Here is a 26,146-nt window from a genome sequence, read left to right as displayed (position 1 = left end):
AATAAATGCCTATAATTACCTTTTCATTTATCTTCATTCTATTATTATTTTTATTAATTATTAATTCCATTCGTCGTGGAGCTTTAGAAACTAAATATGCTATTTTATGGATTTTTGTTTGTGTTGCAATGGCTATTTTAAGTTCTACTGAAAAAATTATAAATTGGATTGGCCAACTATTACACGTAGAATATCCTCCATCTGTTTTATTCTTATTTGGACTATTATTCTGTTTCATATTAATTTTTGACTTAACAAGAAAAATTTCTAAATTACATCATCAACTTGTAACGTTAACGCAAGATTATGCGTTATTAAAGCAAAAATTAAAAGTAACGCAACCTGAAACCGATAAAGAATAGTTTTCTATTTAAATATGAATATATACAAAAAAACATCTTAATTTTTTAAAAAAATTAAGATGTTTTTTATTGCAAACTATTTTTTTCTAATTAATAATTTACTAATTTTCATAACAGTTGCCACGGTCCCAACTCCAATTATAATAAATAAGAATGGTATTAACGGTAATGCATATCGTTCATATGCAACATAAAAACATGTTAAAGCTGTTTGCAATAAAAGGATTGACCATAAAAATGTAGTCTCTCTCCACCTTTTTAAAAGGAAAATAAATGAAAGTACTGTACATATTAAAAACGTCGTCTTAATAAAATTATATATTTCATTCATATCCTTTGCAGAAACATTGAATACTTCAATATTATGCTCTATAGAATAATACGGTTTTTTCCAAAGAATTTCTGGCTTCAAAACTAAATAACTCTCTATCATAGATTCCTTATCAGTTTTCCACCATTCCTTCATTTTATCAATCGCTATTTTTTCTTCTAATTCCATAAATTCATGCGCTTCAAGATTAGGGTATTTTGCATGTAACTCTATTTCAAGTTCCCCCATATCCTTACCTTCTGGGTAACCTTTCCCTTGATACGTTCCAAGTAATAACGGATTCCCTGCCCCAGCAGTTAGTGGGATAAATTTATCAAATTGAATGTAATTGCGAGCCCACCATGGTCCAAGTACGATAAGTCCTATTCCTATGCTTATAATCGCTTGCTTCATCATAATACGGAATGGGTAGCGTTTCATTAAAAGATACCCAAATAGTAAGATTGGATATAAGGCAATTTGTACACGGAGGTACAGTGCTAAAAAGTAGAAAATTAATACAATCAGAAGATGTTTCGTTTTATGAGTATCAGCTAATTTTAAACTCCAATATACTAATCCTAATGAAAGGAATAGAAACGGTCCTTCTGTTAAAGTTAAATTTTCCATAACAATCTCTGGAGGATACACAGCTAATAAGAAAGCACCTATTAATCCTGCAGCAGAATTCAATAAATAAGTACCAATCTTATAAGTTAGCAAAATACTAAGTACCCCTAATAGGATAATAATTAATTTTGCTACAAAAAGACCTTCACTGCCATTTCCAAAAAAATAAAATACAACAGCTAATAAAGCTGGAAAACCCGGCATAATATGAATCGTTGGTTTATCTGGTTCATGATATGTTAACATCCCTGTTTCCAATAAAATATTTGCCGTTTTTTGATAACCTATATCATCGCTAGCTATAGATAGATCTGCACCATGTGTTTGTAAAGTTGCAAAACGAAGTGCAAAACCGACTATCATAATAATCCCTAAAAGGATTATATTAGATTTGCGAGTAAATCGCCCTAACATCTCATCTTCTCCCTTCAGATACATAATTTTCAAAATATATTTCTATATTTTTACAACACAATACGTTCTATAATAAATACTTTTTATACAAAGTACAACAATAGAAAGTTGATTTACAAAGTTTATATGCGTTAAACTTATACAGATGTTCTTGTAATCTTCTTCCTTCCAAAAGGCTTGTATATATGATGCAAGACATAAAAAACTTGAGGAGATAAAAATTCTATGATGGAACAAAAGCAACTTGTTTCTGTTGTCATACCCCTGTATAACACGGAAAAATATATTGAAGAAACGATGCAGTCAATACTAGATCAAACATATAAAAACATTGAAATTGTAATTGTAGATGATGGAAGTAAAGATCAATCACCTTCTATTGTGAAAAACCTTGCTGAAAAATACCCAGGGCAAGTAAAATACGTTCATCAAAAAAACCAAGGTGTTTCGGTAGCCCGTAATACAGGTATCGAAAATGCTAGCGGAGAATATATCGCTTTCCTTGATAGTGACGACTTATGGCATCCAACTAAAATTGAGAAACAAATCGAGAGTATGCATAAAAACAACATGGACGCGTGCTATTGTGGTTATATGAATTTCTACGAAGAAACAGGCGAAAAGCTTGAGCATACAACAAACTTTATTAAAGGTGATATGGCAAAAGCATTCCTAACACATCAAGTTGTTGCTCAAACAAGTACTTGGATTTTCAAACGATCCATCGTAATGGATCATAACATTCGTTTTACACCAGGATGTAGTTGGGGAGAAGATTTAGAGTTTTTATTTAAACTTATGAGTTTGACAAATGTATGTTATGTCGATGAATACTTAACTTATTATAGAATCTTATCAGAAGGAAATCTTTCTTCTAAGTATAAAGATTATGAATTAAAAACAACAAAAGAGCTAGAAGTATTCAATCGTATGAAAGATTGGGTACATAATAAATCTCAAGACTTCATTACGAAAGACCCTCAGTCACTGATTGAGATTCTTGAGACTTATTTATTCCCTTATACAGTCATCAATAACGCTTGTATATATATTAAAGAAAACTCTCGATTAGATAAATCACAAGTTCAATTAATCAAAAAAGATATAAGGAAATATTGCCGTAAAATCTATTCAAAGAATGGAAAGCGTAGTAAAAAACTATATGCAATGCTTTGGTTTGTACGAATTAAATTTCTGTTTTCTTAAACTGAAAATATAACGATACTCTCTCTTTCTGTGAACAAATTAAATTTACAAATAGGACAAACTAACCGGGTCCTAAAGAATAGAAAGGTCTTTTCTCATGAAAACAAATAAAATTCTAAAAAACGCATCCTACCTCTTTGTAGGAAACATTACTGTCCGCTTTGTACTGGCTATTGCAACAATTTTCTTTGCAAGATATGTTTCTCCAAGTGATTACGGTATGTTTACAACTGCGTTAGCAGTTTCAGCTGTTATTTGTTACTTTACAGATGCAGGTTTAACACATACGTTTATGCGTGAAGGAACGAGAAGCGATGCTAATATTAGTGTGCTAATAAGTAGTTATTTACGTATTCGTTTAATATTAGCTATCGTAATTTCTGTACTTTTCGCTATTTTTGCCCAGTTCTTCTATCCCGATGCTTACTTACGTGCGATGGTATATTGGGTTGTCCTACCAACAATGTTCGGAGCAACCTTACAAGGTGTTGGTATGGCTTACTTCCAAGTAACAGAACGCATGCAATTTACAGCTATTATTTCTGTACTACAAGGTGTAACAGCTGCTGCTGCCCTATTATTAGGGATGTCTTTCCAATGGTCACTTATGATGGTTGCTGCCATGTACGGGGTATCTAGTCTTGTAACAGGTGTTATCGCCTTTATAATGACAATACGTTACACGAGAGTCCATAAGGGTTGGGATAAAGGCATTTTAGATCAACTACTTATTTTCACGATCAACGGAATCATTATTATGCTCTTACCACAATTGGGCCCTATTATATTAGAAAAGGTTTCAACATATAAGCAAGTTGGATTCTTTGGTGCTGCATCTAAAATACCTGCTGTACTATATCAAATACCTGGAGTAATTGCAGCTGCTTTTTATCCAAGACTTTTTGCTTTTGGTAATGAGAAAAATATTGAAGAACATAGAAAATTATCAAGTTTTGAATTAAAACTTATGTCTTTTTTAGGAATGGGAATTTCTATCCCCTTTATTGCTGATCCAAGTTTCTGGATTGTTAGTTTATTAGGAGAAAAATACGCTCCCGCTGGTGACGCTCTTGCTATTCTAGCGTTTATGGTTATTTTACAATCAATTAACTATCCACTAGCCGATAATTTAACAACGATTGGCCAGCAATGGAAACGTGCAACAACAATGACTATTGGATTAGTTGTTGCCATCATAGGTTATATTGTATTAGGTAGTAAATATGGAATGATGGGGGCAGCTGCCGCAGCCATCATTACCGAAATTACACTATTAATTGGATTTACCCTCTTTATTCGTAAAGGCATGCAATTATTAGTTAAAGGAATTATATTTAATTCCTTAGCCTTTATTATTAGTTACGGTATATACCGAATTGCATTAATCAACTTACCACCATTAGTTGCTTTAACTCTTACTGGTATACTATACGGTATAATCGGAATTGTAATTGATCCTCAAATACGTGGATTCGTTTTAGGATTTATAAAACAAAAGATTATTCGCAAACATGCTTAAAAGCAAAAAGCTTTTCCTATTTAAAAATGGAAAAGCTTTTTGCTTTTTTATATACCATCATTTTTCTTCAGTAAAAAAATGCTATATATTCCAGCTCAAATTGACTTACTTTCTGAAAATGCCTTATACTAAATTACATGTAAACTATGAACTTCAACGCTTGTAAAAATATATATGCTTCAACAAAAATATATATTTTCTCATGTTAAAACTAAAGAACACACCTTTAAAAATTGGTGTGTTTTTATATGCTACCTAAAAACTAGTTGCTACATGTAACGACTTTCAAAGGAGGATTATCAATTTTTATGAGCATAAAGCCGAATAATAAATTCTTTTCCAAGAAAACAATAATAATTATGCCAATATTATTATTGTGCGCTTTTGCTTTTCATTATTTCTTTTTAACATCTAATCAAGCCTTTTCTGGTACAGGGGATGCGTTACGTCAATTTGGTTTTTTTACGTTTCTTCTACAACATGCCTTTAAAGATGGCAACCTTTTTTGGTCTTTTGATTATGGATTAGGTGGAGATTTATTTGGAGAGTTTAGTTATTATTACAGCACATCACCGTTTTTCTGGATTACACTGTTACTACCTAAACTAAGTCTTGAGCAAGTATATGACGTGAAATTATACATGAGTATTTTAAAAAACTTTTTAGCTATGGTATTCATGTATGGTTCTTTACGTTACCATAATAAAACAGCATTCTCATCTTTTGTTGCTGCTATTATATATGGTGGTTGTATTACTTTCATCCGCCACTCTTTACTATGGGATTTCATGGCTGATGCCATTGTATTTTTACCATTAGTAATATGGGGACTTGATAAATATATTATTGAAAAGAAGCGCGGACTTTTCCTAATCGCTGCTACTTTAATGTTAGCATCAAACTTTTATTTTGCTTTTATCACAAGTATTTTCATATTTATTTATGCATTATTCCAATACTTTGCGACACAACAAAATAAAACGATTGTCTCTTTTCTAACTTATTATATTAGAATCGGTTTATTGTATGGATTATCACTCGGTTTAGCCGCCGTTTGCTTCCTCCCATCAGTTAATGCCGTATTTAGTGCTGATCGACTATCAAAAAAGTTTGAGATACCATTATTATTTGAAGATAAATTTTATAAAGATTTAATGGAAAATATTTTCTTCATGTATAATGCTGAAAATCATCAATTAGCTTTACCAGCTTTAATTTTATTCTTAATCGTATTTGGAATGTTTATACGTGATAAACTCGTTAAAAATAAAGTATTCTTTACGTTATTCATGTTCATTCTGTTTATGCTTCCATATACATATTCTGTGTTTAATGGTTTTTCAGCAATGCAATCTAGATGGTTCTATTTATTTGTATTTGTAATTGCCCAAACAATTGCATACATTCTAGATTGGATGATTATTCATAAGAAAGACTACAAATTACCTTATTTAATAAGTTTATTAGTGTCTATTGGATTATTCATTTATGCATTTTATAGAAAAGCAAATATAAATGTAACTGATAAACCTTTACAAGACGTTGATAACATTTTACTCGGAACTGTCGTTCTTTCTGTTATTACAGTATGTTTATGGCGTTATATTTCCAAACCTTTCATACAATTTTTAGTTGTATTGAATGTACTCGTTAGCACAATTTCTATGAATTATATGTATGCGAATAATATACTTAGCACCGTTTACGGACAGAGCCAGATTTCAACTGAAAAGTTACACGAACCAGGCTATGATAATAAAGAAGAAATTGCTGCAATTCGCTACATACAAGAAAATGATAAAGACTTTTATCGTATTCTTAATCCATATAGTGAATATAACACACCAATGCTACAAGGTTATCATGGCTTAAGTACGTATCAAAGCTTAGTTAATTATTATGTCCATGACTTTATGAAAAATAAATATGGTGTATTCCAAATGTACGATACACCTTCAATGTTTTATCAAGCTGATAGTCGACTACTACTTGAAAATATGCTAGGTGTAAAATATCGCGTATTAAGTGCTGATACAGATTCAAAGAATGTGCCTTATGGATATAAACTATTACAGCAAGTAGGACCGTATAATATTTACAAAAATGACTATGCTTTACCGTTAGGATATGTATATGATTCGGCTATAAGTGAGGAAGAATTTTCTAAATTAAACTTCGCTCAGCGTGATCAATTATTATTACATGCTGTTGTCGTTAATAATACAAAAGAATTTTCATTAAACCATTTTAATAAACAAGACCTTAAATCAAAGGCAGTATCTATTAAAACGGAAAAAGCAAAATTCGAAAACATAGAAAAACAAGAAAATAAACTAATTGTTCATGGCTTTGGAAATATGATTGTACCTATCAATTATCCTGATACACCTGGTGATCTACTGATAGAATTAAAATTAAAAAATGCAGGCACATTCAATGCAACTGTTAATGGAAAAACGATAGGAAAAGGGGACGATGCTGGTGCATACTCTTATCCGTTAGAAAGGTTTGTTTACAATTTGGGCAATGAGCGTCCAGAAAACCTAACTATCTCTATTGATATGGCAGGTGAGTATGAATTAGGTGACTTGCAAGCAAATATTGTAAACTATGAAAGTGTACAAAAAGAAACAAAAAAACTAACTGAAAATAGGCTTGAAAATATTTATTATAAGAACAATTATTTAAAAGGGGATATCAAATCAAATAAAGACGGGCTCTTATATTTATCTGTCCCATATAGTAAAGGCTGGACTATAAAAATTGATGGAAAAGAAACAGAATTTACGAAAGCGAATTCTGCCTTTATCGGTGTTCCCATTACAAAAGGTTCACATGTAATCGAAATGACTTACGTTACACCTTACTTCAAATTAGGTATGATTATATCAATCATCTCACTAATTATCTGTATAGCTTTACTAATTTTCAAAAATCCAAAAGCACGACGAAAATTTTCTTTTAAAAAGCAATAATGAGCAATCAATGAATCATGAATCTATCCAATTGGATAGATTCATATAAAAACGCATAACATTGTTTTAACCCACTACAAACAAGGAGTGTCAAAAATGACTCTTTCAATCGTTGTACCATGCTACAATGAAGAAAAGGTGCTTCGAGCCTTTTATTCAGAGACTTCTCTTGAAATTCATAAATTAACTACCGATTATGAATTTGTTTTTGTTAATGATGGTAGTAAAGATGATACTTTAAATATTTTACGTGATTTAGCTAGTTCAGATTCGTCAGTACACTACATATCATTTAGTCGAAACTTCGGAAAAGAAGCTGCAATGTTAGCTGGTTTAAAATATGCTACAGGCGATGCAATTGTTATTATGGATGCTGACTTACAACACCCTCCTACGTTAATAAAAGAACTGTTAGAAGGATATAACGACGGCTACGACCAAGTCATTGCAAAAAGAACAAGAACTGGTGATTCACCCGTTCGCTCTTTCGTCTCTCGTCTTTACTATAAAGTGATGAATAAATTTGTAGATATTGAATTAGTAGACGGTATTGGTGACTTTAGACTTTTAAGTCGAAGAGCAGTAGATTCTTTATTATCTTTAAGTGAATACAACCGATTTTCAAAAGGCTTATTTTCTTGGATCGGTTATAACGAATTAATCATTGAATATGAAAATGTATTACGTTCTGATGGAGAAAGTAAATGGACCTTCTCGAAATTATTAAATTACGGAATTGATGGTGTAATTTCATTTAATAATAAACCGTTACGTCTATCTATATATCTCGGATTACTAACAACCATTTTAGGACTTTTATACGTAATCACTACGTTCGTTCAAATCATCCTTGGTGGTGTGGAAGTTCCTGGTTACTTTACTCTCATTTCCGCTATACTATTTATTGGCGGTATTCAACTCATATTCCTAGGTGTTATTGGTGAATATATCGGTCGTATTTATTATGAAACAAAACGTAGACCGCATTTTATTGTAGCTGAAAAGAAAGTTAGTGAAGTTAAACAAAAGGCATAACCAAAAAGTTACTTCTGTAGGTAGAAGTAACTTTTTTATATACTAACATTTACAAACACTTCTTTTGAAAAAATATACATTTTGAAATGATGGCATTATATGAAAGAATTTAGTATCATGATTCAAGGTACTATTTCAAGTTGGACGGAGGATACTATGAGCTTATTAACAGTTGAAAAATTAGGACATACATTTGGTGATCGTACATTATTTAAAGATGTATCTATGCGATTATTAGCAGGTGAGCACGTTGGATTAGTTGGTGCAAACGGTGTTGGTAAATCAACATTCATGAATATCATTACTGGTCAGCTTATTCATGACCAAGGTCGTGTAGAATGGACACCGGGCACACATTACGGCTACTTAGATCAGCATACTGTTTTAACGCCTGGACGTACGATCCGTGACGTACTAGCGGATGCATTTTTACCGTTATTCGAAAAGGAAAAAGCTTTAAATGAAGTTACAGAAAAAATGGGAACTGCTACACCAGAAGAACTAGAAGAACTTCTTGAACAAATGGCAGAAATACAAGATGCACTTGAAGCAGGTGGTTTCTATTTACTAGATATGAAAATTGAAGAGGCTGCACGTGGTCTTGGAATTGATGCTATTGGTTTAGATCGTGATGTTTCAGCACTAAGTGGTGGACAACGTACAAAGGTATTGCTTGCAAAGCTATTACTTGAACAGCCAGAAGTATTATTGCTTGATGAACCTACTAACTATTTAGACGTTGAACATATTCATTGGTTAACAAATTATTTAAAAGAATACCCACATGCATTCTTATTAATTTCTCATGATACGGAATTTATGAACAAATGTGTTGATGTTATTTTCCATCTAGAATTCACAAAAATGACACGCTATACAGCGACATATGAAAAATTCCTAGAACTAGCAGAAATCAATAAAAACCAACATATAAACGCTTATGAAAAGCAGCGCGAGTTTATCAAAAAGCAAGAAGACTTCATTGCAAAAAACAAGGCTCGTTATTCAACGACAGGTCGTGCAAAGAGTCGTCAAAAGCAACTTGATCGCATGGAACTTATTGATCGCCCAGAAACAGCAATTAAACCTGAATTCTCATTTAAAGAAAGTCGCGCAAGTAGTCGCTTCGTCTTTGAAGGTGAAAATGTAGAAATCGGATATACACATCCGCTACTACCAAAGCTATCAATGACGATCGAACGTGGTGAAAAAATTGCTATTGTTGGATGTAACGGTGTTGGTAAATCAACGTTACTAAAAACAATCTTAGGTAAAATTAAGCCTTTAAGCGGTAAAACAAGCCTTGGTGACTTCTTAGAGCCTGCATACTTTGAGCAAGAAGTTAAAGCTGACAATATAACACCAATTGATGATGTATGGAATACATTCCCTGGTTTAGACCAGCATCAAATTCGTGCGATGTTAGCAAAATGCGGATTAAAAAATGAACATATTTCTCGCCCATTAAGTCAATTAAGTGGTGGAGAACAAGCAAAAGTTCGTTTGTGTAAGCTAATGGGTGAGGAAAGTAACTGGCTACTATTTGATGAGCCGACAAACCATCTTGATGTTACAGCAAAAGCGGAACTTAAGAAGGCTATGAAAGCATATAAAGGAACAATCCTCCTTGTATGTCACGAACCGGACTTCTATGAAGATTGGATTACAAAAGTTTGGGATGTTGAAGAATGGTCTCAAAATAGTAAATAGTCTTTAAGAAAAAACTCCTTGTGTAGACAAGGAGTTTTTTACTTATTTTTATTAAGAATTTTTTATATTGTAGTATCCTATAAGTCGTAATCGAAATTCTTTTAATTCCGGATACGCCTCTAAATTTGCTAACATACCTCTAATTACTGGAATTCTTGGATTAAGCAATCGTATTTCCGCCTCTAAAACATCTAACGTTACTAACAACTCATCATCCTCTAATTGATCAGCTAAACTACGCTTAAATACAATAATTTCTTTTAAAAAATGCTCTTTAACTTGTTCCTTAATAAGCTCTGATTTACAAAGGAATTCTCCAAGCTTTTCTTCATGTAAAATAGGTTCTTCCGAAGATTCTACCAAGCCATCTACTAAATGATCTACTCTTTTTAAAATAAAAGCAGCGACATACGATAAGTCAATTTCTGGTGCTTGTAAAATAATTAATTCTAAATAACCACGGCATATGCCTTCTACTATAATTACTAAATCCAATAAATATGGCATAACCTTTTCACCATAAATGGACAATAAACTATTCCGATAAAATGCATGAGACTCTAACTTCATCCGCATCATAAATTCTTCTACTTCTTTATTAAACGGAATTGCATTTTCTCTCGCATGCATAATAATAAATTCTTTATGCTTTTGTATATCATTAAACTGACAATGTAATTGTTTTGCAAATTTTTCACGTGGTAATAAAGACTCTTGTTCAATATCCAGCATTTTCTTTTGGATTTTGTCATAATAATATCGAAGTGTCGCTAATAAAAGCTCATCTTTCGATTTAAAATATAAGTAAAAAGCTCCCTTAGATATACCACTAGCTGTCACAATTTCCTGCACTGATGTCGCATTTACACCCTTAGTAGCAAATAACTTCATAGCCGATTCTATAATTAAACGCTCTTTTTCTTTCATATCTTCTCTCCTAAATTTAATCTCGCATCTTATTATAAATGTATTATACCATCCCTTTTTATTGACGATTGACCGAACGGTCAGTTATATTATGTATTAGACTGACCAGTTGGTCAATATAATACAAAGGGAGCGCAAACATGAACAAAATCATCAATTTCTCGTTAAAAAATAAGTTCGCAGTTTGGCTACTAACCATTATTGTTACTATTGCGGGGATCTACTCTGGACTCAATATGAAGCTGGAAACAATTCCTGATATTACAACACCGATTGTGACAGTAACTACGGTCTATCCTGGTGCTACACCAGAAGAAGTAGCTGATAAAGTTTCAAAGCCGATGGAAGAACAACTACAAAATTTAAGCGGTGTTAACGTTGTGAGTTCATCATCTTTTCAAAACGCATCTTCTATTCAAGTAGAATACGATTTTGACAAAAATATGGAAAAAGCAGAAACAGAAATTAAAGAAGCTCTCACAAATGTAAAACTCCCAGAAGGTGTTAAAGATCCTAAAGTTTCACGAGTAAACTTCAATGCTTTTCCTGTTATTTCGTTAAGCGTAGCAAGCAAGAATGAATCTTTAGCTACCTTAACTGAAAATGTAGAAAAGAATGTTGTACCAGGATTAAAAGGACTTGATGGTGTTGCATCTGTCCAAATTGCTGGCCAACAAGTAGATGAAGTACAGCTTGTCTTCAAGAAAGATAAAATGAAAGAACTAGGACTAAGTGAAGATACTGTAAAAAATGTGATTAAGGGATCGGATGTATCTTTACCACTTGGCTTATACACATTTAAAGACACGGAAAAATCAGTTGTTGTAGATGGCAATATTACAACGATTAAAGCATTAAAAGAACTTAAAATCCCAGCTATACCTTCCTCACCTAACGGTCAAGGTAGTCAAAATGCCGGCGCTGGTGCACAAACGCCGCAAATGAATCCAGCTGCTATGAACGGGATTCCAACAGTTACATTAGAAGAAATTGCTGACATTAAAGAAGTTGGGAAAGCAGAATCCATTTCTCGAACAAATGGAAAAGAAGCAATTGGAATTCAAATTGTGAAGGCCTCTGATGCAAATACAGTTGATGTTGTAAATGCAGTAAAAGATAAAGTAAAAGATCTTGAGAAAAAATATAAAGATTTAGAGATTATTTCAACATTCGACCAAGGTGCACCTATTGAAAAATCAGTTGAAACAATGCTAAGCAAAGCAATTTTCGGTGCTATCTTTGCGATCGTTATTATTATGCTGTTCCTGCGAAATATTCGAACAACGTTAATCTCTGTCGTTTCAATACCACTTTCTTTATTAATTGCTGTTTTAGTCATAAAGCAAATGGATATTACACTTAACATTATGACACTTGGAGCAATGACCGTTGCTATAGGCCGCGTTGTCGATGACTCAATTGTTGTTATTGAAAATATTTACCGACGTATGTCGTTATCAGAAGAGAAATTGCGCGGAAAAGATTTAATTCGTGAAGCTACGAAAGAAATGTTTATCCCAATTATGTCTTCTACCATCGTAACAATTGCTGTATTTTTACCACTTGGACTAGTAAAAGGTATGATTGGTGAAATGTTCTTACCATTCGCCTTAACTATCGTCTTCGCTTTATTAGCATCATTACTAGTAGCTGTTACAATCGTACCGATGCTAGCTCACTCTTTATTTAAGAAAGAGAGTATGAGGGAAAAAGAAGTACATCATGAAGAAAAACCAAGTAAATTAGCAAATGGGTATAAACGCATACTTGCATGGGCTTTAAATCACAAAATTATTACATCAAGTATCGCTGTCCTTCTATTGGTTGGTAGTCTTGCACTTGTACCAGTTATCGGTGTAAGTTTCTTACCTTCTGAAGAAGAAAAAATGATTATTGCAACATATAATCCTGAACCAGGTCAAACGTTAGAAGACGTTGAAAAAATTGCAACAAAAGCTGAGAAGCACTTCCAAGATAATAAAAACGTCAAAACAATTCAGTTCTCATTAGGTGGAGAGAATCCAATGAGTCCTGGTCAATCAAACCAAGCAATGTTCTTCGTGCAATATGATAACGACACGAAAAACTTTGAAAAAGAGAAAGAACAAGTCGTTAAAGATTTACAGAAGATGTCTGGCAAAGGCGAATGGAAAAACCAAGACTTCGGAGCAAGTGGCGGTAGTAACGAAATTAAACTATACGTTTACGGAGATAGCTCAGAAGACATTAAGCCTGTCGTAAAAGATATTCAAAATATCATGAAGAAAAATAAAGACTTAAAAGATATAGATTCTAGTATTGCAAAAACATATGCAGAGTACACTTTAGTCGCAGATCAAGAAAAGCTGAGTAAAATGGGCTTAACGGCTGCTCAAATTGGAATGGGACTTTCTAATCAACATGATCGCCCTGTTCTGACAACAATTAAAAAAGACGGTAAAGATATCAATGTATATGTAGAAGCTGAAAAACAAAATTATGAAACAATCGATGACTTAACAAATCGCAAAATTACAACACCACTTGGTAATGAAGTAGCTGTGAAAGATGTTATGACTGTAAAAGAAGGTGAAACTTCGAATACAGTGAAACACCGCGATGGCCGTGTTTATGCAGAGGTTAGTGCCAAATTAACATCTGATGACGTTTCAAAAGCATCTGCCGCTGTTCAAAAAGAAGTAGATAAAATGGATCTTCCTTCTGGCGTAGATGTTTCTATGGGCGGCGTTACAAAAGATATTGAAGAATCATTTAAGCAACTTGGCTTAGCGATGTTAGCTGCGATTGCCATTGTATACTTCGTTCTTGTCGTTACATTTGGCGGTGCCCTTGCACCATTTGCAATTTTATTCTCGCTACCATTTACAATTATCGGAGCTCTTGTTGCCTTATTAATCTCCGGTGAAACATTAAGTGTGTCTGCAATGATTGGGGCGCTTATGTTAATCGGTATCGTTGTAACAAACGCAATCGTGCTTATCGACCGCGTTATTCATAAAGAAAATGAAGGACTATCAACACGTGAAGCTTTATTAGAAGCTGGTGCAACACGCCTTCGTCCAATTTTAATGACTGCAATTGCAACAATTGGTGCTCTTATCCCGCTTGCATTAGGATTTGAAGGTAGTGGCTTAATTTCTAAAGGACTTGGTGTAACGGTAATTGGTGGATTAACAAGTTCAACGTTATTAACACTTCTTATTGTTCCAATCGTTTATGAGGTATTAAGCAAATTTAAAAAGAAAAAAACAAAATAACAAAAAATAACCTCGCTAACTGCGAGGTTATTTTTTATATCCAAACAAGATTAGGAAATCACCATAGCCTTCTTTCTCTAATTCCTCTTTTGGAATAAATCGAAGAGCTGCGGAATTAATACAGTAACGAAGGCCATTTGGTCCTGGACCGTCTGGAAATACGTGCCCAAGATGTGAGTCTCCTTCTTTACTTCTCACTTCTGTACGTGTCATATTATGACTCACATCCATCTTTTCTTTCACACTTGCTGACATAACTGGTTTTGTAAAACTAGGCCATCCACATCCACTATCAAATTTGTCTAGAGAAGTAAATAGCGGCTCACCTGAAACGATGTCTACATAAAGACCTTCCTCTTTATGGTTCCAATACTCATTTCGAAATGGTGGTTCTGTACCATTTTCCTGCGTTACATAAAACTGCATCTCATTGAGTTTTTCTTTTAAATGAGCATTATCCTTTGGCCAATGTTGCTTAATAAAAGCATCTCGTCCTGAGCCTTTACGATATAACTCATAGCGGAATGTGTTTTTCTTATGATATCCTTGGTGATATTCTTCAGCTGGATAAAATGTAGCTGCTGGTAGTATTTTTGTCGCAATTGGTTTTGAAAAGCGCCCACTCTGCTCAAGTTCTTCTTTTGAGGCTTCTGCTTTTTTATGTTGTTCTTCATTATGATAAAAAATCACTGTTTCATAAGACTGTCCGCGGTCGTGGAATTGTCCTCCAATATCGGTCGGATCAATTTGTCTCCAATATATATTTAACAATTCCTCATACGACATTTTATTTGCATCAAATGTAATTTGTACCGCTTCATAATGTCCTGTTGTTTCTGAGCACACTTCTTTATACGTTGGGTCCTCTTTATGACCGCCTGTATAACCTGAAATAACCTGTATAATGCCCTCCATCTCTTCAAATGGAGAAACCATACACCAGAAACACCCTCCAGCAAATGTAGCTAACTCTACCTTTTCATTTACAGCCATTACTTCACCCCTATTCTATATTCTCCTTACAGTATGGCATAAGAAACATAATGTTATAAAAGAAAAAGCATCGAACATCGATGCTTTTTCTTACTTCACTTTATTTTTTCCAACATCCTTCTCCATTTCATCACTTGTCACGTCTAAAACATCTAGTAAGAAAATAAAGATTGGAATACCGATAATCAGTCCCCATACACCTAAGAAGTGCTCTGAGAAAATTAATACCATAAAAGTATAGAAAATCGGTAAATTTGTTTTTTGCGACATAAACTTCGGATTTAATACGTAACTTTCAAGCGCATGAATCACTGTTACGATAACTAAAATATAAACAACGTACATAATACCGCCAATATTGTAAGCAATCATACAAAGTGGGAATAACGAAATGATAACCCCCGCTACTGGAATTAATCCAAGCAAGAAAATCATTAATGCTAAACCTAATAATTGCGGGAATCCTAATATCCATAATGCGATAACTGAAAGAACACAGTTAACAATAGCAATTAAAAATTGTGCTTCGATTACCTTTCCAAATGAACGTGCAAATTTCTTTCCGAAGTACTCAATTTCAGTATAGAAAATTGCAAGCCTGCTTTCTTTAAACTTTGCAGTAAAACCAACAATACGAGATTTTTCTAATAAGAAAAACAAACTCAAAATTAAAGAAAGTAAAACCTGAAGGCCAAATTTACCAACATTCGTAATCGATTTATACAAAATGTCTACGCCTTGTCCTACATATTTAGAAAGCTCCATATGATTGACAGCATTAACTGCATACTTAATTAGTTCACTATCTGGTGGGTTTCTTAAAAATACATTGAATTGGTAAATCAGTTGTGAAATTTGTATCGTCAATACTGGTAAATATTTAAATAGCGTAATAGCAATTCCACCAATTAACATTACATATAGAAATGCTATAATAATTTTTCGATTAATAGGCATGAAATGATCTAATTTGCGGGAAATAAACTTTTGGAATCGATCCATTAAATACGTGAGAATAAACGTAATTAATATTAAATTCAACATACTTTGCAGCCCGTATAACACGAGAGCAAGTATTACTAATACGAGTAACCTCTGAAATCCTTTACTTTGAAACAGGTTTTTTATTTGCATAATCGACGAATACTCTCTCCTGTCCTATAAACTAAAACGTTAATAAGTAGATTTCTCTCTCTTTTCTACTTTTAATTATTCATTCATATTAAGATTTTTATAAACTCATTATATGCCTACCTTAACAGGTATATAGTAGCTTACTTCTTATTTTACAATACAATGACCTAATTCAAAACGTATTCTACATAGTATTAATGAAGATTTAAGGAAACTTATATTTTTTTAAATAGGTCTTACCACTACTGTAACATAAAAAGCAAGCTATCAGTAGAAATCTGTCCTACAAATAGCTTGCTTTTCTTGTTTTTTAAGTAAGTTTTACTATCCAATGAATGTTATGAACATTGGGATGACAACTACTGTTACAACCCCAACTACTGTTACAGCAATACTTGCCATCGCTGCCTCTACCTCACCCATTTCAATTCCTACCGCAACTCCTAATGCATGACCCGCTGTTCCAAGTGCTAAACCTTTTGCAATCGGATGTTTCACTCTAAATGTTTTTAAGAATAATGCTCCTAATGCGTATACGATAACTGCGTTGAAAATAACTGCAAACGATGTAATTGCTGGAATACCACCAATACTTTCTGAAATTGGTAACGCAATTGCTGTTGTTGCTGCTTGTGGTAGCATTGAATTCATTACTGCTGTATCTAAACCGATTGCTTTTGCAACAATGAACACGACAATTACTGAGCAAATAGATCCAACCACGATAGCTGATAAAATTTGCCACCAATATTTTTTCAACTTATCAACTTGTTTATAGAGTGGGATAGCAAATGCAATTGTTGCTGGCTCTAAGAAGAAACTAATCATTTTTCCGCCAGTATTATATTCTTCAAAAGTAAAGTTACCTACCTTTAGAAAGACAATCCCTAATACCATCGCTACGAATAATGGTGTAAATAGGAAGAACCCTTTTGAATGCTTGAATAATAATGTTCCGATTCCGTATGCGATTAATGAAACGACGATTCCGAAATATGGAGTCATTGTGCTTCCCATGTTCATTACCTCCTAACAATATATAAATGCAATGGTTACGCAACCTTTCCGTGCTTGCGTCCTTTATTTACTACTTTCAATTCTTTTGTATCTTCTGTTTCTTTTTCATCTTTTCCTAAAATAAATTGTGCAAATAACCCTGTTACAGCAAGTAAAATAACTGTTGCTACAACAATTACAGTTAAAATTTGTACAAAGTATTGCCCCATTACACCAAGAGAATTAATAACTGAAATACCTGATGGGACGAATAAGAATCCAATAATACCTGTTAAAGCTGTTCCGAGTGATTCAACTTGCTCCAATTTAATAACTTTTAAACATAATAGACTAAATAAAATAACTAACCCGATTACCGATGAAGGCATTGGAATTGGTAAATGTGTTGCAATAATATTAGAAATTAACATAATAGCTGAGAATATGAATGCTTGTGATAAGAAACTATATACTTTTTTCGTACTCATTTTGGCCACCTCTTTCGATTTGGTACCTTTATTGTATAGGATACAAACGTATAAGTAAGCGTTTACATAACAGAACGTCAAATATACAGAATCAGTTACAAATATAAAAGGATGAAATACAAAAGCTGCTTCTTAAATACGAAGCAGCTTCTTGAGTTCTTTTGCATATGTACGGCTAACAGGTACTTTCGATCCTTCTTTCATGATTAAATTATAAGTAGAATTAAACCATGGCTGAATTTCAGTAATATGATTAATATTCGCAATAAAGCTACGGTGTACGCGCATGAAGCTTGCTTGTGGTAACTTCTTCTCTAAAATTACAAGTGTATCATGTGTTACATACGTTTCCCTCGTTGTTTTTACTGTTACTTTCCCATCTACAAGCCCTACATATATAATATCTTCAATATTCACAAGTACGATTGATTCTTCAATTGGTAATGCTAATTTATGCATCTCTGCTGTTACATCTGTCCCCTTTATTTCGTGCTTCGTTTCTATTTGCGCTTGTTTTTGTTTTTTATACTTCTTTAATGTCTGCACAATACGCTCTTCATCAAATGGTTTTAAAATGTAGTCTAACGCATCTACTTCAAATGCTTGCAGCGCATATTGATCATAGGCAGTAGCAAATACAATTGCAGGTGGATTTTTCATCTTCTTTAATATATTCGCGATTTCAAATCCGTTATCATCGGATAATTGAATATCTAAAAACACAATATCTGGTCTACTTTGCATTAGTTCTTCTAATGCGTCTTCCACACAATCAGCCTCACCAATTATCTCAACTTCTTTCGTTCTCTCTAATAAATACTTTAGTTCATCACGTGCTAACATTTCATCGTCAACTACTAATACTTTTAACACCCGGCTCTTCCTCCCCTACTTTTTTTGGAATAATAAAGGTAATCTCCGTCCCCTTATTTAATTCACTTTCAATATGAAGCATCGTTTCTTTCCCAAATAACCCAATAAGACGTTCATTAATATTATATAAAGCTGTTCCAGTCCCTTTCTTTGACGAAACTACCATCTTTCCTAATTGTTCTAAACGTTCTTCCTCAATTCCCTGTCCATTATCTTTTACTTCAAAGTGAACCATACCCTCTTTTTCAAAAACATGCACTTCCACTTCGCATACTGGTTGCTTCTTCGGAAAAGCATGTCGCAATGCATTTTCAACCAATAGTTGAAGAACAAATGGTGGTACTAAAGTTGTCTTTAGCTCATCTTCAATATACATCTTTACCTCATACTTATTTGGGAACCTTGCTTGTTCTAGTGATAAGTATGCCTGTACATGGTTTAATTCTTGTTCTAGTGGAATCAATAACTGACGTGCCCCTTGCAAATTACAACGGAAATATACGCTAAGCTGTAATAATAACTTCCTTGCTTTTTCTACATCTGTTCGACATAAAGCTGATACTGTATTAATCGCATTAAATAAAAAGTGTGGGTTAATTTGCGCTTGTAATGCTTTTATCTCCGCATCTTGAAGTAATTTACTTTGCAACTCAGCTTCTCCTAACTCTAACTGCGTGGAGAATATTTTTGCTAACCCTTCTGCTAATTCCTCTTCCACACGACTTAACTGGTTAGGATTTTTGAAATAGAGTTTTAATGTCCCTATCGTATTTCCATGCGAAGTTAGTGGAATTACAATCGCCGCTTGCAAAGGGCAGCCTTCATGTTGACAATTAATAACCTCACGTGATTTCGCTTTCATTATTTTCCCTGTGTTTAACACTTCTTTCGACAAACCGGTTATTAAACTATGTGAAGGAATATGGTGATCTGATGCTAATCCAACATGAGCTAATATTTTCTCTGTATCTGTTAAGGATACCGCATCTGTTCCTGTAAAACGGTGAATAATTTGTGCCACATGCTTACATGATTCTTCTGTTAAGCCTTGGCGGAAATACGGTAACGTTTTATCTGCAATACGTAATACTTTATGGGTCTGAAGTGCCTTTGCATTCTCCTCCTGACGCAAAATAGCTTGTATCATAGAAAGTAAAATAAAACTTCCAAAACTATTTACAAGAATCATTGGTATCGCTATTGTTTTCACAACGCTAATTCCATCCTCTATAATTAATAAAATCATTAGCATTTCTAAAGATACGATAAAAACACTTAAAACTGCTGAAAACTTAGGAGTAATTGTACGATTATATTTTTTGAAAATATATCCAATATAACCAGTTATAATCCCCGCTAAAATAGAAGAGATTGCGCAGCTTAGCGCTGTCGTACCACCAAGCATATAACGATGAATACCAGCAATAAATCCTACTCCAACCCCTACGATAGGGCCACCAAGTAAGCCGCTAATACCGACACCCATAATACGCGTATTCGCAATTGTACTTGACGAAGAAACACCTTGTAACCAGTTTTCATTCATAATCGTATTTCCTGCTATTTCAATCCCAGTGTAATTGCTTACAATTGTAAATACCGAAAAAATACAAATAAGCTTCAGCTTATCTACATAGCCATCCTGTTTATGAAGGAGGCGTCTGAAAGTTTTAATATGAGAGAGTAAAAATCCTAAAATAACTATAAGTCCGACTCGTTCAATCATCATGAGTACTAAATTTAGCATCTTTGATTCATTCCTTTTTATTTAGTTAGTTTTATTATGGGAAAATAATGAAGTCGGCGTCAAGAAGAACGAAATATTTTTCGAAATATTTTACACATAATAACTTCCTCTTTATTTGACAATACAATAGAAGAGTGCTAAAAATAAAGTAATATAATACAGTCCTTTAACCCAACCCCGTGAGGTTGAGAAGGAAGTCGGAATACAATATACGTATGTTCTTTTTTGGGGATACGTATGCTTTTTTGGCCTTCTCATCATATCAGGTGAGAAGGCCTTTTGTTATTCTTCCATAGCGACTGTAGAAAATAAGGAGGAGTAATAATGAACGTCACTACTGATGTACAACAAACAACAGAGGAGACAAAAGCGAAAAGATATAAAACATTATTTGGTTCTGCGCTAGGATATGCAGCAGAAGGTTTAGATATGTTGCTATTATCTTTCGTACTTGTCTATATTTTAAAAGAGTTTCACTTAAGTCCTGTTGAAGGTGGAAACTTAACATTAGCTACCACAATAGGGATGTTAATTGGTTCTTATTTATTTGGATTTATTGCTGATTTATTTGGCCGTATTCGTACAATGGCCTTCACAATCTTACTGTTTTCACTAGCAACCGCACTCATTTATTTCGCAACAGACTACTGGCAATTATTAATTCTGCGCTTTTTAGTTGGAATGGGAGTTGGTGGTGAATTCGGAATCGGAATGGCCATCGTAACAGAAACCTGGTCTAAAGAAATGCGAGCTAAAGCGACATCTGTTGTTGCACTTGGATGGCAATTTGGTGTACTGATTGCTTCACTCCTTCCAGCATTTATTGTCCCACACTTTGGATGGAGAGCCGTTTTCTTATTTGGATTAATTCCAGCTTTACTAGCTGTCTATGTCCGTAAAAGTTTAAGTGAACCGAAAATATGGGAGCAAAAACAACGCTACAAAAAGGAACTGTTGCAAAAAGAATCTACAGGTAAATTAACAACTACTGAAGCAGAACAACTAAAACATATAAAAAAATTCCCACTTCGAAAGTTATTTGCCAATAAAAAAGTAACAATTACAACAATTGGTCTTATTATTATGTCGTTTATCCAAAACTTCGGATATTACGGAATCTTCACATGGATGCCCACTATTTTAGCAAATAAATATAACTATACATTAGCAAAAGCAAGTGGCTGGATGTTCATTTCTACCATCGGTATGCTAATTGGAATTGCAATCTTTGGTATTCTAGCTGATAAAATTGGTCGCCGTAAAACTTTTGCAATCTATTATATTGGCGGTACAGTATACTGTCTCATTTACTTCTTCTTATTCACAGATTCAACATTATTATTATGGGGAAGTGCATTGCTTGGATTCTTTGCAAATGGAATGATGGGAGGATTTGGGGCAATTTTAGCTGAAAACTATCCTGCTGAAGCTCGCTCTACCGCTGAAAACTTTATTTTCGGTACAGGACGTGGGTTAGCTGGATTTGGGCCTGTTATTATTGGCTTACTCGCTACAGGTGGCAACCTACTTGGAGCATTGTCCTTGATTTTTATCATCTACCCAATCGGGTTAATTACAATGCTACTATGTGTACCAGAAACAAAGGGAAAAGTATTAGATTAAACGTAAAAGAGGAAGCATCTCATTTAAGATGCTTCCTCTTTTACGTTTTTATTTATTTTGATTTACTAGCCTTCTGAAATAAGAATGCAGTTTTATCTTCTTCTTTTACAATACCTTGTTTTAATGCTAATTCTCCCGCAACTTTAGGCGCTAACCATAGCATTGGGAATAACAAAATTGATACCGGAACTGCCGTCACCACGATAAACGATTGTAGCGCATTAATACTTCCTTCACCCATATATAAAAGAATTGCTGCAACTGCGCCCATAATAAGCGACCAAAAAATTCGCAAACTAATTCTAGGATCTCCGTCTCCAGTCACTGCCATTGAAATGGAATACGCCATTGAATCCCCTGTTGTCACTACAAATAAAATTGTTAATAAAAGAAATGCTGGTCCAATAATATTAGAAAGTGGCAATTGTCCTGTAATTGCAATCATAGCTGCCGGCATACCAGATTCACTTAATGCGTCCGAGATAGACCCAGGATTCATCAACTCATAAAACACGCCTGATCCACCTAATATAGTAAACCAAAACGTTGTAATAATAGGTGCGATAATTCCAATTGCAACGATGATTTCTCGAATCGTTCTCCCTCTTGAAATTCGACTCACTAAAATTGCCATCATTGGTCCGTATCCAATAAACCATCCCCAGAAAAAGATTGTCCAAGATCCTAACCAACTTGCATCACCACGATATGTGCTCATCGGTATAAATTCATTTACATAAAATCCAAACGAAGAAACAAACGAATCAATAATAAATCCACCTGGCCCAAATAGTAATATGAATGCCATTAATACAATTGCTAATCTAACATTTAAATTACTTATAATTTGAATCCCTTTATCAATACCTGTTACTGCCGATATGGTAGACACGGCCACCACACAAACAATAATTGCTAATTGAGTAGTAAACACATCAGAAATTCCAAATAATTCTTGTAATCCATAACTTGCTTGTAAACCTAAAAATCCAATTGGGCCAATTGTACCTGCAGCTACTGCAATAATTGCAGCTGCATCAATTATCGTTCCAAGCAGGCTCTTTCTTAATTTTTCCCCAAAAATAGGATATAAAAGCGTTCGAGGTTTTAGCGGCATATCTTTATGATAATGTCCATACATCAGAACTACCGCACTAATTGTACCTAAAATCGTCCATGCTAAAAATCCCCAATGCATATAACTTTGTGCTAAAGCAGGCATGACTGCTTCTTTCGTTCCAGCAGATATACCATCATGTATTGGTGGCACCGTCATCAAATGATACATTGGCTCTGCTGCTGCCCAAAAAACGCCACCTCCGGCAAGTAATGTAGACATAATAATAGCAAGCCATTTTGCCGTACTAATCTCAGGTTTTTCTAATCCTCCAAGCTTAACTCTCCCATATTTGGAGAACGCCATACACATCGCAACAATAAATGTACCTAATAATAAAATTTGCCAGAAGGCACCGAAATATTTAATTGAAAAAGCGAAACTTTTATTAATCGCACTCTCTACATAATCCTTGTTCAAAAAAACTGCAATTACAAATAATAAAAGTGAACCACCACTAATAATAAATACAGGCCAATCAGTTTTTCGACTCTTCATCCTCATTTACACTTCCTCCTTCCTCAGCAATCTAAAAAAACAACTTTATTATGTTTTATTGTTTAAAACCAAAACACAATAATTATATATGCATAACATTTTATCGACTTCCCACATACTTATGTTGTCCCTAAAAATATGCCAAATCCCTTATTAAAAAGAAAGAATCTCTTCCTCTTACATAAAAAAGCAAAACAAAAGACCTTATATTTCTATAAGGTCTTCGAAACAGAAATTTGATTATAACATAAGGAACTCCTTGGTTCAAAAAGCCTCTTCCAAAAATAACCGAGAGTAAAGGCTTCCATTTGCTACATAACAGTAATTAAAAAAAATTATATTTCACAGAAAAAACCTACACTAAATATCATTTATGAAAGAAATTTGGCTTCAAAATTTCATTCGGATACGGTTTATGATAAATGTGGGTGGTAGCTGGAGATAATGGTGGAATAAGCCATACCCAATTACCTGTTACAACACGACCACAAGCAGCTTCTTGCTTCTCAAATTGCTGAAATTGTTGTGCAGCAGTATGGTGATCAACAATACTAACTCCTTGTTTTTTAAAGGAGTGTAGTACGGCAATATTTAACTCAATTAGCGCCTTATCTTTCCATAAGGTACCGTTTCTCGATGTATCTAAATCCATCATCTCCGCAACAGCCGGAAGTAAATTATAACGATCATGATCTGCTAAGTTGCGCGCCCCAATTTCTGTTCCCATATACCATCCATTGAACGGAGCGGCTGTATAAGAAATACCGCCAATTTCTAAACGCATATCTGAAATCATTGGAACACCATACCATTTTACTCCAAGTGATGAAATAGGGTATTCCGGGTGTTCAATTGGCACTTCTTTTACTTCTTCTCTCGGAATTTCTTTATATATAGGCGCTTTTCCATCTATAGAAAACACAAGTGGCAATACATCGTAATTCGTACCTTCTCCTTGCCAACCAAGCTCCTGACAAAAGTCCGTAAATGTAGCGGAATGAGAATCACCAATCACTCCCGTTTCTGTTTTATATCCTGCATATCGAATCAATTGGTGATTATAAATTCTTATATTATTTTCTTCACCTTGATATTGCTTAAAAATCGTAATGGTTGGTTTAACTTTTCCGTCGTTCGTTGCATATTTAATATGATGAATTAATGCATTATATACACCCTCTTCATCATTTACTTCGCGCGCATCTAATATGTGCATCTTACTCCAAAATAGTCTTCCAATACATCTATTACTGTTACGCCATGCCATTCGTGAACCATGAACAAGTTCTTCAAATGTATGCTCATATGTCCCTGTCTTCTCTATCTCAATTTGAATTTCTTTTATACGTTCTTCTATCAATTGTTCTTTATGAAGCTCCTTATAACAAATCGTAATAAAATTACTTGCTTCCTCTATTAATTGTTTCGTTTTACTCATAAACAATCTCCTTCTATTTCAACAAAACCCTGCTACTTTACAGTATAAGCAAAAAGGATAGGAGTCACAAATGAAAGTGAGAGTGTTACTTTTATTGTAATATTTTTCAGAAAATTAATGGAATTACTATTGACTTATATGGAAAATGGGTGTATTTTTGACTCAGGTAAAGTATTTTTACCTAGACCAACTTTTTAAGTCGAAAGGAGGGAATGTTATGTCTTCATTTCAATTGCCAAAGCTTTCATATGACTATGATGAACTAGAGCCACATATTGATAGCAATACACTTGCCATTCATCATGGAAAGCACCATGCGACATACGTAAACAATTTAAATGCTACTTTAGAAAATTATACTGAATTACATAATAAATCTTTAGAAGAATTGCTATGTAATTTAGATGCTTTACCGAAGGAAATTGTTACAGCTGTACGAAATAACGGTGGTGGTCACTATTGTCATAGTCTTTTTTGGGAAGTGATGAGCCCACGAGGTGGCGGTGAGCCTAATGGAGACGTTGCAAAAGTAATTGATTATTATTTCAATACCTTTGACAACTTAAAAGATCAACTTTCCAAAGCAGCTATTAGTCGTTTTGGAAGTGGCTATGGATGGCTTGTTCTTGACGGTGAGGAACTCTCTGTTATGAGTACACCAAATCAAGATACGCCTTTGCAAGAAGGGAAAATCCCCTTACTCGTAATTGATGTATGGGAACATGCTTATTATTTAAAGTATCAAAATAGGCGCCCAGAGTTTGTTACCAACTGGTGGCATACAGTAAACTGGGACCAAGTAAACGAGAAGTATTTACAAGCAATTCAATCACAAAAACATTAGTCGTACGTATAAGGTAAATTTGGTAATGTAAAATCAGTATTGTCGAAATC

19 protein-coding genes are annotated in these 26,146 nt (G+C 33.9%); 9 read left to right on the top strand and 10 right to left on the bottom strand.

Annotation, left to right across the window (positions count from 1 at the left end; translation table 11 throughout):
* Window positions 1–5 precede the first annotated feature (5 nt).
* Entirely contained in the window at window positions 6–362 is a 357-nt protein-coding gene (locus tag B9A45_RS02050) for a DUF2304 domain-containing protein (RefSeq protein WP_001121767.1), read from the top strand.
* A 76-nt stretch (window positions 363–438) separates the two neighbouring features.
* Here the strand turns inward: B9A45_RS02050 and B9A45_RS02045 are convergent, their stop codons facing one another.
* On the bottom strand, window positions 439–1,716 hold the full coding sequence (locus tag B9A45_RS02045) for a glycosyltransferase family 39 protein (RefSeq protein ID WP_000901470.1): 1,278 nt from the start codon (window positions 1,714–1,716) through the stop codon (window positions 439–441).
* Between the two features lie 225 nt (window positions 1,717–1,941).
* Between B9A45_RS02045 and B9A45_RS02040 the strand changes: the two genes are divergently transcribed.
* From B9A45_RS02040 to B9A45_RS02020, 5 genes are all read left to right on the top strand, one after another.
* On the top strand, window positions 1,942–2,922 hold the full coding sequence (locus B9A45_RS02040; RefSeq protein ID WP_000970519.1) for a glycosyltransferase family 2 protein: 981 nt from the start codon (window positions 1,942–1,944) through the stop codon (window positions 2,920–2,922).
* Window positions 2,923–3,019: 97 nt separating this feature from the next.
* On the top strand, window positions 3,020–4,441 hold the full coding sequence (locus B9A45_RS02035; RefSeq protein WP_084063830.1) for an oligosaccharide flippase family protein: 1,422 nt from the start codon (window positions 3,020–3,022) through the stop codon (window positions 4,439–4,441).
* A 308-nt stretch (window positions 4,442–4,749) separates the two neighbouring features.
* Entirely contained in the window at window positions 4,750–7,416 is a 2,667-nt protein-coding gene (locus tag B9A45_RS02030) for a YfhO family protein (RefSeq protein ID WP_084063829.1), read from the top strand.
* 96 nt (window positions 7,417–7,512) lie between these two features.
* Window positions 7,513–8,451, top strand: a complete 939-nt coding sequence (locus tag B9A45_RS02025) for a glycosyltransferase family 2 protein (protein WP_000175827.1) — start codon at window positions 7,513–7,515, stop codon at window positions 8,449–8,451.
* 156 nt (window positions 8,452–8,607) lie between these two features.
* The gene (locus tag B9A45_RS02020; protein WP_000055410.1) at window positions 8,608–10,161 is read left to right on the top strand and encodes an ABC-F family ATP-binding cassette domain-containing protein; all 1,554 of its coding nucleotides are present in this window, start codon (window positions 8,608–8,610) and stop codon (window positions 10,159–10,161) included.
* Window positions 10,162–10,212: 51 nt separating this feature from the next.
* On the opposite strand, the gene B9A45_RS02015 is transcribed toward B9A45_RS02020, so the two are convergent.
* Entirely contained in the window at window positions 10,213–11,088 is an 876-nt protein-coding gene (locus tag B9A45_RS02015; protein ID WP_000659645.1) for a TetR/AcrR family transcriptional regulator, read from the bottom strand.
* A 140-nt stretch (window positions 11,089–11,228) separates the two neighbouring features.
* On the opposite strand from B9A45_RS02015, the gene B9A45_RS02010 reads away from it, so the two are divergent.
* Entirely contained in the window at window positions 11,229–14,345 is a 3,117-nt protein-coding gene (locus B9A45_RS02010; RefSeq protein ID WP_084063828.1) for an efflux RND transporter permease subunit, read from the top strand.
* 27 nt (window positions 14,346–14,372) lie between these two features.
* Here the strand turns inward: B9A45_RS02010 and msrB are convergent, their stop codons facing one another.
* The 6 genes from msrB to lytS form a co-directional block, all read right to left on the bottom strand.
* A complete protein-coding gene (gene msrB, locus B9A45_RS02005) occupies window positions 14,373–15,338 on the bottom strand; it encodes a peptide-methionine (R)-S-oxide reductase MsrB (RefSeq protein WP_084063827.1) in 966 nt (321 codons plus the stop codon).
* A 90-nt stretch (window positions 15,339–15,428) separates the two neighbouring features.
* On the bottom strand, window positions 15,429–16,472 hold the full coding sequence (locus tag B9A45_RS02000) for an AI-2E family transporter (RefSeq protein WP_053513752.1): 1,044 nt from the start codon (window positions 16,470–16,472) through the stop codon (window positions 15,429–15,431).
* Window positions 16,473–16,796: 324 nt separating this feature from the next.
* Entirely contained in the window at window positions 16,797–17,489 is a 693-nt protein-coding gene (lrgB, locus tag B9A45_RS01995) for an antiholin-like protein LrgB (protein ID WP_084063826.1), read from the bottom strand.
* Window positions 17,490–17,524: 35 nt separating this feature from the next.
* Window positions 17,525–17,956, bottom strand: a complete 432-nt coding sequence (lrgA, locus tag B9A45_RS01990) for an antiholin-like murein hydrolase modulator LrgA (protein ID WP_000104901.1) — start codon at window positions 17,954–17,956, stop codon at window positions 17,525–17,527.
* A 132-nt stretch (window positions 17,957–18,088) separates the two neighbouring features.
* Window positions 18,089–18,829, bottom strand: a complete 741-nt coding sequence (locus B9A45_RS01985; protein ID WP_000921841.1) for a LytR/AlgR family response regulator transcription factor — start codon at window positions 18,827–18,829, stop codon at window positions 18,089–18,091.
* The gene (lytS, locus tag B9A45_RS01980) at window positions 18,807–20,576 is read right to left on the bottom strand and encodes a two-component system sensor histidine kinase LytS (RefSeq protein WP_000933590.1); all 1,770 of its coding nucleotides are present in this window, start codon (window positions 20,574–20,576) and stop codon (window positions 18,807–18,809) included. The genes B9A45_RS01985 and lytS overlap by 23 nt, the downstream gene beginning before the upstream one ends.
* A 324-nt stretch (window positions 20,577–20,900) precedes the next feature.
* On the opposite strand from lytS, the gene B9A45_RS01975 reads away from it, so the two are divergent.
* A complete protein-coding gene (locus B9A45_RS01975) occupies window positions 20,901–22,199 on the top strand; it encodes an MFS transporter (RefSeq protein ID WP_084063825.1) in 1,299 nt (432 codons plus the stop codon).
* Between the two features lie 52 nt (window positions 22,200–22,251).
* Here B9A45_RS01975 and B9A45_RS01970 read toward each other — a convergent pair whose 3' ends face one another.
* Together B9A45_RS01970 and B9A45_RS01965 are read right to left on the bottom strand one after the other, a co-directional pair.
* A complete protein-coding gene (locus B9A45_RS01970) occupies window positions 22,252–23,820 on the bottom strand; it encodes a BCCT family transporter (protein WP_084063824.1) in 1,569 nt (522 codons plus the stop codon).
* A gap of 361 nt (window positions 23,821–24,181) precedes the next feature.
* Window positions 24,182–25,252 (bottom strand): nitric oxide synthase oxygenase, encoded by a 1,071-nt coding sequence (locus B9A45_RS01965; protein WP_000047625.1) that lies wholly within the window; start codon window positions 25,250–25,252, stop codon window positions 24,182–24,184.
* 217 nt (window positions 25,253–25,469) lie between these two features.
* On the opposite strand from B9A45_RS01965, the gene sodA reads away from it, so the two are divergent.
* Entirely contained in the window at window positions 25,470–26,096 is a 627-nt protein-coding gene (gene sodA, locus B9A45_RS01955; RefSeq protein ID WP_000094035.1) for a superoxide dismutase [Mn], read from the top strand.
* Window positions 26,097–26,146 lie beyond the last annotated feature (50 nt).

Source organism: Bacillus sp. JKS001846 (assembly GCF_900176455.1).
Lineage (GTDB): Bacteria > Bacillota > Bacilli > Bacillales > Bacillaceae_G > Bacillus_A > Bacillus_A cereus.
This window is presented reverse-complemented; position numbering and strand designations above follow the sequence as displayed.